The organism is Paraglaciecola arctica, assembly GCF_018861065.1.
In the GTDB taxonomy this organism is placed as follows: Bacteria; Pseudomonadota; Gammaproteobacteria; order Enterobacterales; family Alteromonadaceae; genus Paraglaciecola; species Paraglaciecola arctica_B.
The window spans coordinates 1-13100 of record NZ_JAHKQO010000035.1 but is presented as its reverse complement, the minus strand read 5'-3'; the positions used below and the strand labels follow the sequence as shown (position 1 = coordinate 13100).

Here is a 13100-nt window from a genome sequence, read left to right as displayed (position 1 = left end):
GTGATTGCGTGCTGGTGTCACTCGTGTCTCCACAGGTTACTGTGTAATCTAGAATACTTGAACCACCATCATAGCCAGGTAAAAAATTAACCAACAAAGCACTATCTTCTACTTCGATAGAAATGATGCTCGGCGCTCTAGGAACTGTAGTGTCAAAAACTAGCGGCGACTCATCAGAGCCATCATTAATACCGTCACCGTCAGAGTCTTCATTCGTCGGGTCAGTACCAGCTTGATACTCCTCTACGTTGCTCAATTGATCGTCATCGCCATCAAGCAAGGCATCAGTTACTAGCAACCTGTTTAAGCCGTATGTCATTTCCCACCAATCAGGTATCAAATCACCATCGCTATCATGATTAGTATTCACTTCAAACTCAGCGCCCACCCCCCAACTTCGAATTAGCGCAATATCACTTTTAGGAAGTGAGCCTTGAGTCACTATTATATTCGCAGTCAGGATAGAACCATTTGCAGGACCATTGTTACCTGTTAAAAGTTGCGGAGTAATCGAATTTACTGAAGATTGCGATGCATCTAAATTGCCTATATCCCAATTAGCCCATTCAAAGACTTCGCAAGTACTTCCAGAGCACCCATCAGCACCTGCAGAAGCTTCATTGGCCGAAGTAGTAATAGGTACCATGACATTTAAGTCAATATCTGCCAATTGAACATTGTCATTATTAATAATGTTCAACCCCATATTTATGGTATCTCCTGCAGACAGTGGTGAAACGAAGCCTCCGGTTACATCAAGAGTTAAGCCTAAGGCACTTTGCACAACGGAAGATACTGACGATCTAGCGACAAGCTCATTGTCGTCACCATTTCTAAGTTCACCTTCTAAAACAAGTACTTCAGCGTCAGATATGCCGGGTTCTACCCTAAGTACAACTGTTTCATTAACCCAAATATTGTTGCCTAAATTACCGATAGGCCAGAATATTTGCTTTCCTTTAATTACTTTTAGTCCAGAAGCTGAAACAAATTGATAACCATCAGGTATTGTTACAGAAAGTAAGGAGTTGTTAAGCGCAGCCCCCGTTACATTGCCTAAATTAAGCGAAAATGTCTGTTCTTGGTTCGGTGCAACAAGAAACGTATCAGCTTCGACGACCAACTGCGGATTATTGGTTACACCTAAAACGCCATAACTAGCAGTAGGCTTAGTTCCCAGTGTGAAACTCCCACTATTTTCAGTCACAGATACATGTGTAATCCAAGGAGCGCCAGCAACTGGGTTTTTCGAATAGACAGGAACAAGCAGAACGCGAGATTCTCCCGCATCCAATTGTCCGATAGTTAATGTGGCCACTTCATAAGGATCACAATTACTTGAACAACCTGATAGGTTTGGCAATGCTTTGCTTGGCGAAAATTCTGAACCAGCACCGCCTAGCACATTCAATTTCACATCCGTAAAAGATACGCTGCCTTTGTTGGCGACCACATAACGATAGTAGACATAATCTGTATTTGGCCTAAAATCACCTGTGATTGTCACATCCAGTGTTAAATCCACACCTGATTTAATCACCACACTCTCTGAGGCTCGCACCAATGACGGCCCCCCCGTATTAAGTAACGCATCACTGACCAACACATTACCATCACCTAGAGCATCAGATGCCGCCACTGTGACGTAACGTTTACCGTTATTACCACTATTAAGTGTGCCCAGCGGCCACGTCACCACGCCATCTGCCAGGCTGCCACCATCACTGGCTTCAACAAATGTGACATCCTCTGGCAAAGCCATCTCTAACTCGATGTTTTGCACTGCGCTACCTGATATATTCCCATAACTCAACTCATATCGATGCACTTCGCCGGCATCTACTACTTGTTTGTTTGATGTCATGCTCAACATCAGATTATCTGAACTGTCATACAACACAGTCGGTTTGGCACCTACTGAGTAATTACCACTGCTTTCCGTTACCATTGCATGACTTATTAAGGGAGCCCCATCAACTGGATTGTCAGAATACACTTGAACTAATAGCACCCGTGATTCTCCCGCATCCAATTGTCCGATAGCTAATGTGGCCACTTCATAAGAATCACAATTACTTGAACAACCTGATAGGTTTGGCAATGTTTCGTATGGCGAAAATTCTGAACCAGCACCGATTAGCACATTCAATGTCACATCCGTTAAAGATAAGCCGCCTTTGTTGGCGACCACATAACGGTAGTAGCTATATTGACTTGGAGTACGAGTGTCGCCTGTGATTGTCACGTCCAGTGTTAAATCCACGCCTGATTTAATCACCACACTCTCTGAGGCTCGCACCAATGACGGGCCACCTGTATTAAGTAACGCTTCACTGACCAACACATTACCATCACCTAGAGCATCAGATGCTGCCACTGTGACGTAACGTTTACCGCTGTTACCAGTATTAAGTGTGCCCAGCGGCCACGTTACCACGCCATCTGCCAGGCTGCCACCATCACTGGCTTCAACAAATGTAACATCCTCTGGCAAAGCCATCTCTAACTCGAGGTTTTGCACTGCGCTACCTGATATATTCCCATAACTCAACTCATATCGATGCACTTCACCGGCATCTACTACTTGTTTGTTTGATGTCATGCTCAACATCAGATTATCTGAACTGTCATACAACACAGTCGGTTTGGCACCTACCGTGTAATTACCACTGCTTTCCGTTACCATTGCATAACTTATTAAGGGAGCCCCATCAACCGGATTTCTAGAATATACTTGAACTACTAGTACCCGTGATTCTCCAGCATCCAATTGACCGATATTGAGGTTAGCCCATTCATATGCATCACAATTACTTGAACAACCTGATAGGTTTGGCAATGTTTCGTATTGCGAAAATTCTGAACCAGCACCGATTAACACATTCAATGTCACATCAGTTAAAGATACACCGCCTTTATTGGCAACCACATAACGGTAGTAGCTATATTGATTTGAAGTACGAGTGTCACCCGTAATTGTCACATCCAATGTTAAATTAGCGTCAGCCTTAACCACAACGCTTTCATTTGCAGACGCCAATTCTGTTCCATTATTACCAACAGTTACTTTACTCTCATACAAGGTAGCTACAGATGCTGAATTATTTGCCTTGACGGTATAGAATCGTTTACCGCTAGTACCTGCATTAGACACCCCAGCACTCCATACAATATCATTACCTACCACAGTGCCGCCGTCTGAGGCAGAAACGAAAGTCGTTCCTGCAGGTAAACTGGCACTAAGTTCTGTTGAAACCCAGCCAGAATCACCAATATTTCCATAACTCAATTCAAATTCGATGTTCCCGCCAGCCAACACCTGCTGACTTTTTGCTGCCACACTAATTGCAGCAGAGGCACTGAAATCAATGGATAACTCGTATTCTTTAACTATTGCCGAAGATATCCCATCATAAGTTACCGATGTGGAATGTGTTAATAGGTCTTCGGTTGCGTCTGACTCAATGAAATAATAAGCATGAATAATTTTCGATTGACCGGCGGCAATGTTCCCCAACTCCCATTGAGGAGAGCTACCTGAACCACATGAAGAGTTGCAGTTAGTGCTAAGTGGTCTCGATGCATTCCGGTAAAACCTCATAGATGCAGGAACACTGGCCGTAACTATTACGTTGTCTCTAGTAACATTATCTGTGTTACTAACATATATCTTGAACATTTTAGGTGCAGAGGCGTTTTTTCTATCGCTATCGCTAGTTACATTTACCGTAATAGCCGATGCATGAAAAGAGATAATCGTCGCTACCAAGAGTAAGAAAAAACAAGTTGATATTCGCTTTAAAAAAATTTTGTAGTTGTTATTGCAATATTCCATTTGGTTCGATCTCATATGATTTTCATGTCTTATAACTAACTGTGAATATTATTTTTTGATTTTTCTTTCTTGTGTTGATGATAACCACTTATATTGCTCATAAACAGAAGAAGTTGCAAAAATTCTAATTATTCGTCTTTCTGTCGGCATAGCATGCACACTATCCATAAGAATTTAAACTTTAGATGTAGAGAGTTAACGGTACTTAAGCACAATTAGGCAAGATAATTTTAAATACCTTACAAATATACCCAAGCGAAACGCCTTGTTTCAACGGTTGATCTAAATCAGTTTTTTATAGTAATGTTATTAAATGGGTTTAAACATAAAATCAAGAATAGAAATTTTCCTGTTGTGTATTTTTGATGAGCAGATAACGCACCTTGAAAAACAGCCGTGAATTTTTAGTGTTAAGGAAAACAGACTCCCCAAATGTTGAATAACGGATCAAAATCACGAAAAAGAAAACGAGGGATTAAAGCGTCAAGGGTAAAACTCGAAAAAGCCCTGGCAATCGCTGGTTACAAAACTCAAGCTTCTCTTGCTGAAGCTATTGCTGACATAGAAAATCTTGATTCTGTCCCTAAAGATATGGTCAGTAAAATATTTCGTGAAATCCCCGTTTCACCTTATACCATCCAGCGCGTAGCAACGGCGCTAAACGTAGAAGCCTATACACTCTATAAAACGACCGAAGAAGAAAAACGAGAAAAAACTCCAGTAGCGCAAATATCAGAACGAAAAGGAGACACGCCCACTCTTAAATCCCCACTTAATATTCGAATCATTTTACTATCTATCTTATTAGGAGCGATAGGATTAGCGACTATTTTTACATCTAGTGTTCTAACAATTAAAGTTGAGCAGCAAACCAATAAAAACCACGAGGGGAGGTTTGCAAATAAGAAGCCAATATTAGGTACCTTTTCACTTGTTGTTGACTCTGATGAAAGAAGTAGCAAATTACTGCATTTATCATTGTTGATAAAAAAACTTGAAGAAAGTTACACTTTATCTAACTATTCTCAGTTCAATAAAATTTCTAGTAAAGACTCTACACCTAGTAGTATCCTTCATGAATTACAAGCCGATTTTTTTCTAAAAATAGAAGCTACTGAAATTGGTGCTTTTATTAATATAACTGCGTCGCTATATGCGGATAACGAAGGTAAGGATATTTGGTCAACATCTATTAGACGGTCGTATATTGAACTTGACGTTATGCTATTTTTAGAGGATCTAATTTCCACAATTGAATTTGAAACTGGACTTCGTGAGGCACATACCTCTAAGTTTAGTGAACCAGCAAATAAGCTTTCGGTACTAAATTATTTGAAAGGCAGAGAACTGTTAGATCAATCGCAAGACTTTTCAAATTTTAAAAAAATACATGAGTTATTTTCAACCGCGGTAGACACATCCCCCAAATTTGCCAGTGCTTATGCTGGCATTTGTAAAGCATTGATTGATGAAAGTTGGGGCGGAAATGAAAAATTACTTTTAGAACAAGCTCAATTAGCCTGTGATGAAGCAATGAATATTGCTTCTTATCATCCCTATATAAATGCTGTTAATTTTTACTTGCTTAGACGCACGGGTCGAGTTGAAGAAGCGCTAAAACTCCATGAGTCAGTTGACGACACATGGAATAAAGGTGTTGATTACGTACACGCATTGGCTGAAACGAATTTTGATGCTTACAAACAAAGCCCTGATATCAAGGAATATATTACTGAAGCAAAAAAACTTTTGAACCAAGCAATCCTCATCGATCCAAGCTTCTGGCGGTCTTATAATACATTAGGTTTAATTGAATTTTCTATAGGAAATACGCAAGCTGCAATTGACTCAATGGCTATTGCCGTTACATACAATCCGAATGAGCTTTCTTATGTTAATTTAGGGACCCTCAGTTTTTGCCAATCAAATGAAAAAGATGCACTGAACTATTTTGCTGAATCATTAAAACTATCTACCGATTATTATCTAGCAAATGAAATGATCGGCCTAGTACATTATTATAATCAAAATTATCAAACATCATTTGAATATAGGAAAAAGGCGTTGGAGAGTATTAGTGACTATGGTGTACATAATAGGTATGGTGCCATCGCAGAGTCAGCTGAAAAACTGAATATGTATGTGGAAGCAAAAGAATATTATCAACAAGCCCTAAGAATTATTGAGCGCGATACACTCAGAGGTAATTTAACGCCAACAGACGAAGCAATTGGCCTCTATTACAATGTAAAATTACGGCTACTAAACGGAGAAAAACTTCACTTTGATAACGATCCGCTAAAACCAAGAATAGAGAGTCTCACTGATTCTTCTGCCAATCTTGAATCTTCCGCAATTATTCGCTTAGCACTTATTAATGCTTACTTTGAAAAATTTAATCAAGCACAAGCATTACTGACATCAGCGGCAAAAAGATGCCCGACATATATCAATTTACCAGACCTGGCATTTCTGTTTGAACGAGATAGTGCCAGCTAAAAAAAGTGCCCATTACTTTCAATTGGTTAGCCTATGTTTTCAGAATTTGTTCTTTTTCTAATTCTATTATTCAACTGCTAATACAACTTTGAGGTTTAAGTTTAAGTTTAAGTTTAAGTTTAAGTTTAAAAATAATCCGGTAGTTGTCTTAGACAAAGCGAGCAATCGCACTTTGATTTACTGTGGTGCATTTTACTACAAATATCTCTCGTCAGTAGTCCCATCTCTAAGGCTAATTGCGCCAAATGCGGATATGGTAAGGTCCGGCCAACCACATATAGCGAATGAAACATAGGAGTCGCAATATTCGTTTTCTAATAAAAGTGGCATATAAAACACAATAACATTTAATACTAAAAAACCTGACACAACATTAATAGCAACAGCCAAACTTTTTTATTGTGGGGAGGTTATGTTTTTTCATCGTGCTATTTCATTGTTAAAATAATGATAAAGTCGTGATTGTAAATTCAATTATTGTTTCGCTTGTTGGGCGTCCAGTATTGCTTTAAGGAGTGGAATATTCAGTCCACTCCTGATTATTCCCTCTGGTGTGGCACTGACAATAATAGACGCAAAACTGTTACCCAGTGCGTTACGTGCCGTGACAGAGCAGGCATAAGTAACGTCATTCTCAAGTTTCGAAATTCTAATGGGAGACTGCGCGCTGGTGACGCTGTTGGCACCACAAGAAACGGTATAATCAATAATACTTGAGCCACCATCTCCGCTAGCTGAAAAACCAACAAGCAAGGCGCCGTCCTCGGTTTCGATGGACGTGATAACGGGTGATGATGGCACCGTGTTTGGATTTAGCGGGAACGGATCATCAATATCGGCAATCCCGTCATTATCATCGTCAGCATCAGCGGTCATACCTAGTGCTAGACAATTACTATCACATTCATTTGGTGCGCCGTCGTTGTCGGTATCAACATAGTTACCAATCGAAATCAGAGGAAACGCATCATCTGCATCGATGATACCGTCACCGTCACTATCTTCAACAATAATAAAGCCAGTAGTATTTCCTTGGATAACCTCACTTTCCGTTATATTTCCTGCAAAATCACTCAAAGTTACTTTATAAAAATAAACACTACTCAATGCTAAATCGGTAAGTGTAATCTGATGAATAATACGAGGAGTCTCTATCGATGTTTGCAATGATAAATCTGAGGCAGAGAAACCATAAGATATTTGCGCTGTGGTTAATTCATTACTCACAAAAGCGATAGAAAAGGAATCTGTAGCAATATTATTGGTTGTCGGAACGTCGACATACAAGGCTGGGGTATTATCAGCGTTCGCAGTGGTAGTTAATGTTTTTTGCGCTGATAAAGTAACATTGCCAGACGGGTCAGTTACCTCTACTTGATATTCATAAATTGTCGACTGAGACAAATTATTTAATGGAATTTGATGTGAACTTAAAAACTCAGTGCTGCTTTTTATTTGAACTTCATTAGAGCCTCGTGGCCAATATGAAACGGATGCATTAACTAACTCGTCAGTGTCCCACTCAATAACCGCTAAACGATTACTGATATATACAACCGCAGGTTCGCTGATAAAAATCGGCGCAGTAGCATCAACCTGAGCATCCATCGTTACCGTACCCTCCCCCGTAATAACACTATCAAATAAAGATGCTGTTAACTGTGTTTGCTCGACGGGCATGCCGACAGGGTCCTCTTTTGCTGTATAAGCTAATGCAGAGCATTCAAAAGCTGTATTTAACGCTAAGTTAGTTAAAGTCGCTTGATGACGTAAACCCTTGCTTCGATTGCCACTATCATTATCAATGGCTTTACTTTGTACTAAATAAACGTTGTCATTGGCTGCAGTGCAGCGAAGTTGCCCTTCGGATTGTTGATGTGTACGCCAAATAACGACCATAGTTGCATCAGATGTGTATGCAGCAATAGGAGGAACAGCAAAACTCAAGGTTTTATTTTTGTTTTGGGCAGCAGTGATCACGCTATAAATTTCTGGCAATAAAGCGGTATTACCTGTTTCATCACTTAATTGTACCTGATAGTAATATCGCGTTGATGCAGCAAGATGTTGTAGATTAATTTTCGTTTTAGTACCTGCTTCAGCCTGACCTGCTGTTTGCGCTAGATTATCGGCAGACAGGCCAAAGTGAATCTGTACTGCAGCAGTCTCATCGGTATGGACAAATAAACCCACATGGTTCTTGTTAATCTCATGTACCAATGGTATGCCAAGTAATTTAGGCGCCGTAGTGTCCAAAATGACTAGAGTAGAAAAAGTTTCAACTTGGCTTAGTGTTGGCCCATTCGCTTTAGCATCTTGGGAGGATACCGTTACATTATAATCAGTAGCACTGTCTAAGCCCGTTAAGCGCATTTTATGGTCGGTAGTTAGCTCATCATTACTCAACACGCCATAAGCGGTGCCGTCATTATAAGAAATACCGCTGCTTGCTGGTTCATTCGTTATCCAGGTAACCGTGGCTTCAGAGTTGGTAATATCCGAAATAAAAGGGCCAGATAAAATGATAGGGGCTGTAGTATCAGCGAGAGCTAAAGTAACAAAACCTACTCGCTGTGAAAGTGTTGGGCCATTGACCAAGCTATCGGTCACTGCAACTAGCACTTCGTAGGCAGCATTAGCATTTAGCTCAGAAAATAAAACCTCGTGTTCAGTGGTTAAAGCCGTATTGAGCTGCGCTATTAACGTTTCGCCTTGATAGAGTTTAACAACACCGGTTGCTACTTCATCGGTTGCAAATTTAATAACCGCACTGTTATGGGTGACTTGCTCAACCAATGGTCCGTTGATAATGACTGGTGCTTGATTATCAGGGGTTTCTAAAGTAGTAAAACTTGCTACGCCACTTGCAGGGCCATTACCTTGCTCATCAGTTGATTCAACCGTAACAGAATAGGTGTTATTAGCCGTTAGCCCAGTAACTGGTATTATATGATTGGTAACAAAATCGGTATCGGTGATAGTTTGGCCGCCAATACTGACAACACTGTTAGTTGGCTCATCTGTTGTCCATTCAATGACTGCTGATGATGACGTGATATCACGAATCATGGGGCCATTGAGAATAAGCGGAGCAACAGAATCAACAAAATTTAAGATAATGGCTTGAGATGTATCTTGCTGAAGATTTAGCCCATTAAGCACTGTTTGGGCAAAACCACTATTTTCTGGTGGCAATATAGCTTCACTGTCTAATCCTGCAATAGCGACCATTGAATAATTACCAGATCCATCAGAAACTGTACTAGTAACCACTTTTCTAAATTGATAAAAATCTACATTTGGATCTGACCAATAACTATCTGCACTTATTGTGACTCCTGCAACAGCAACGCCATTACTATCCACCGTTTGACCACTTAAGGTCACAAACGGTAAATCCAGATCTTTTACGGTATCACCACTTACCGTCACGTTAGACTCTAATGGCCATATCGTAAATTGCTCAGGACTCGGTTGATTGGTAATTTTTCCGTAAGCATACCGTACATCAATTTCATAACTGCCATCGGCTAAGGCAACCGAATATTCACCATTAACATCTGATAACACTGTTGCTATTTCTGTACCACTAGATTGATCGTTAAATGTCAGTTGAATATTGCTAATCGTTATACCGGAGCCATCTCTGACGACACCAGTTAAATAATTCAATGGCTGAAGTACTAAGTTACGACTTGTATCAGCAATGACCCCCAAATTATTTACTATAGAAATTGCAAGCATTGAATTTTCAGGGGGGGTTAGTACTAGTGTGTCTAATCCTGCAATAACTACCATCGAATAATTACCGAATCCATCAGAAACTGTACTAGTAACCACTTTTCTAAATTGATAAAAATCTACATTTGGATCTGACCAATAACTATCAGCGCTTATTGTGACTCCAGCAACAGCAACGCCATTACTATCAACCGTTTGACCACTTAAGGACACAAACGGTAAATCCAGATTTTTTACGGTATCACCACTTACCGTCACGTTTGATTCTAACGGCCATATTGTAAATTGCTCTGGACTCGGTTGATTGGTAATTTTTCCGTAAGCATACCGAACATCGACTTCATAGGTGCCATCGGCTAAGGCAACCGAGTAAGTACCATTTTCATCTGATAATACGGCCGCGATTTCTGTACCACTAGATTGATCATTAAAAGTCAGCTGAATATTGCTAATGGGTAAACCAGAGCCATCTCTAACAATACCTGTCAAATTCGCTTGTTCAGCTAAAACTAGATCTCGATCTGTATTAGAAGTTAGTCCTAGCCCATTAATAAAAGTTATAACTGAATTAGGGTTTTCAGGAGGTGTTAGTACTAATGCATCCAAGCCTTCTAACACTACCATTGAATAATTACCGGATTCATCAGAAACTGTACTAGTAACCACTTTTCTAAATTGATAAAAATCTACATTTGGATCTGACCAATAACTATCAGCGCTTATTGTGACTCCAGCAACAGCAACGCCATTACTATCCAGCGTTTGACCACTTAAGGACACAAACGGTAAATCCAGATCTTTTACGGTATCACCACTTACCGACACGTTTGATTCTAATGGCCATATTGTAAATAGTTCTGGACTCGGTTGATTGGTAATTTTTCCGTAAGAATATCGAACATCGACTTCATAAATGCCATCGGCTAAGGCAACCGAGTAAGTACCATTTTCATCTGATAATACATTGGCTATTTTTGTACCACTTATTTGATCGTTGATAGTTAATAGGATATTACTAATCGGTAAACCTTCACCATCTCTAACGACACCATTTAATATTGATGCGTTATCAATGAGAACGACATTATGAGTAACATCAACTGAGCCAACTAAAATACTTGTAACAGCAGTACTAGCATATCCAGAGCTAACCAATGGTGATAACGCTAGATCATAAGTCCCTGCAGGCACATCAAATAAGTACTGACCAGCATTATCTGTTGTTACCACGGCGCTGGATTCGTCTTCGCCTTGTACATATAGCGAAACCTGCACATCAGGCAAAGGAGAACTACCACCAAAGACAGTGCCGTCAAGTTGAACTGCCTGCGCTTGTACGCAAATACTGGTCAGCAATAAAAAAGATACCAGGGTGAAAATCCGTTTAAGCGAAATGATGATTTTCATTAATTAATCCTTGTGTAAGATGAATTACTTGCTGACTGCGTGACCATTTTTTGAAACTTGATGCTAAGTAAGTGTGATTGTTTCAGTTGTTCTGGCGTTAATAAAAAACCTTTTCTTAATGAGCATATACTTCTAGTTTTTTCAGCGCAGGATATATCGAGCCAAGCATCAGCTAAGACTATATCAGCCGAGGTCCCCTGGCCATTTTTGTACATTAGTGCTACTCGCCCCTGCGCCTCAGTATCGCCGGCCATTGCCGCCTGATGAAACCAACGAAAGGCTTCTTTATAATTTTTTCCTAGCAACATTCCATTACTAAAAAGTGTGCCTAAGGCCTTCATCGCATCAGTGGAGCCATGCTCTGCTGCTGAAGAATAATTACGAATTGCACGTTTCGGATTCTGCGCAACTCCTAAACCTTGCTCATACATCTTCGCGAGATGAAATTTAGCGACGTTGCTTACTTGAGAAATCTCATTAAATGAACGGAAAGCAACATCGTAATGCTTGCGTTGAAATGCCTTTAGAGCAAAGTTCAATTTGTCATTATCAGCAGTATTGAGTGACGTTTTGTTGCTAGAATGCTGTGTTATTGATAATTCACTACTATCAATATTTATAGAGGATAGTTGATTTGATGAAGTGATTTCATTTTGTGCTTCAGGGTTAAGTAAACCCTCAAATAAATGTGACGTTAATAGAATAGCGAGTAATACAACCACACCAACTAAAATTATTATTTTAATTTTCATTACTTAGTCATCCATTCTGTCATTTTTTGTTGCTTACCTTGGCGTTCACATAAATATGATCTTCCCCCAGTTTTATAGAAACGTGGCTTGCCTGTGAATATATATTTTCATCTGGAGACTCATGACCAAGATGGCTATGTATTCGAGCTCTATTGTATGACACTTCTACATAATCAAACAAATCTGCTTTAGCTTCACTTCGGGTAGCGTGCACTTTTCACTTTATACGTTCAGTCTGAAGCGAGTAAAGAAAGCTTTCTGCCAAAACGTTATCTAGACAGAGTCCTGTGTCTGGCGTGGAAAGTTTGCAATACTAGGTCGTGCTCTTCACAATACTGTTTTGCCGCGAGGCCACTTTGCGTCCAGTGCTCAATAATATCTGTCCACTGATAACGTGTTCATCTTTGTTTTGCCATGCTATTTCCTTTTTCTATTAGAAATAGTCGTCTGCATTAAATTATTCGCGTGTCATACGTGGGGTTTGTCGGACGCTTAATAAAAAGTCAGAATCAATAGAAGAAAAAACGCCCACAATTAAATCATTACTTAGTATTCGAGGCATATTGCTATTTATCATAATGGGTTTAATTGGAATAACTGCAACTATTTTTACAGCTAATAATTTGACTAGAGAAGATGTGCATCAAACCAATAATGACCATTTAGGGAAGTTTACTAGTATCGCTGTTTGGCTTCATGTAGTCGGCTAAGATCATGCTATTCAATTAACAACTGTAATTCAGTCAAATATTGAACTTGATGTGACGGGTTCAAATCTGAAGTGCATAATTTTTTAATCCGCAACAACTGGCTTTATATCCAGTCCAATATTCCGAGGTGGCGTTTACTCATCGTCGACCATATAG

General features: G+C 39.8%; 5 protein-coding genes and 1 pseudogene. 1 reads left to right on the top strand and 5 read right to left on the bottom strand.

Features of this window, described 5'->3' with window-relative positions; genetic code table 11:
* The coding region (locus KO534_RS13305; protein WP_215930160.1) for a DUF11 domain-containing protein at window positions 1-3850 on the bottom strand (3850 nt) is incomplete at its 3' end.
* Between the two features lie 417 nt (window positions 3851-4267).
* Between KO534_RS13305 and KO534_RS13300 the strand changes: the two genes are divergently transcribed.
* A complete protein-coding gene (locus KO534_RS13300; RefSeq protein WP_215930159.1) occupies window positions 4268-6334 on the top strand; it encodes a tetratricopeptide repeat protein in 2067 nt (688 codons plus the stop codon).
* Between the two features lie 474 nt (window positions 6335-6808).
* Here the strand turns inward: KO534_RS13300 and KO534_RS13295 are convergent, their stop codons facing one another.
* The 4 genes and pseudogenes from KO534_RS13295 to tnpA form a co-directional block, all read right to left on the bottom strand.
* Window positions 6809-11482 carry a carboxypeptidase regulatory-like domain-containing protein gene (locus KO534_RS13295; protein WP_215930158.1) on the bottom strand — a complete coding sequence of 1558 codons (4674 nt, stop codon included), beginning with the start codon at window positions 11480-11482 and terminating at the stop codon, window positions 6809-6811.
* Window positions 11482-12234 (bottom strand): tetratricopeptide repeat protein, encoded by a 753-nt coding sequence (locus KO534_RS13290; RefSeq protein ID WP_215930157.1) that lies wholly within the window; start codon window positions 12232-12234, stop codon window positions 11482-11484. Before KO534_RS13290 ends, KO534_RS13295 begins: the two co-directional genes overlap by 1 nt.
* Window positions 12235-12253: 19 nt before the next feature.
* On the bottom strand, window positions 12254-12448 hold the full coding sequence (locus KO534_RS13285) for an IS3 family transposase (protein WP_215930156.1): 195 nt from the start codon (window positions 12446-12448) through the stop codon (window positions 12254-12256).
* A 55-nt stretch (window positions 12449-12503) separates the two neighbouring features.
* Window positions 12504-12614, bottom strand: a pseudogene (gene tnpA, locus KO534_RS23870) (IS66 family insertion sequence element accessory protein TnpA); the annotation flags it as partial.
* Window positions 12615-13100 lie beyond the last annotated feature (486 nt).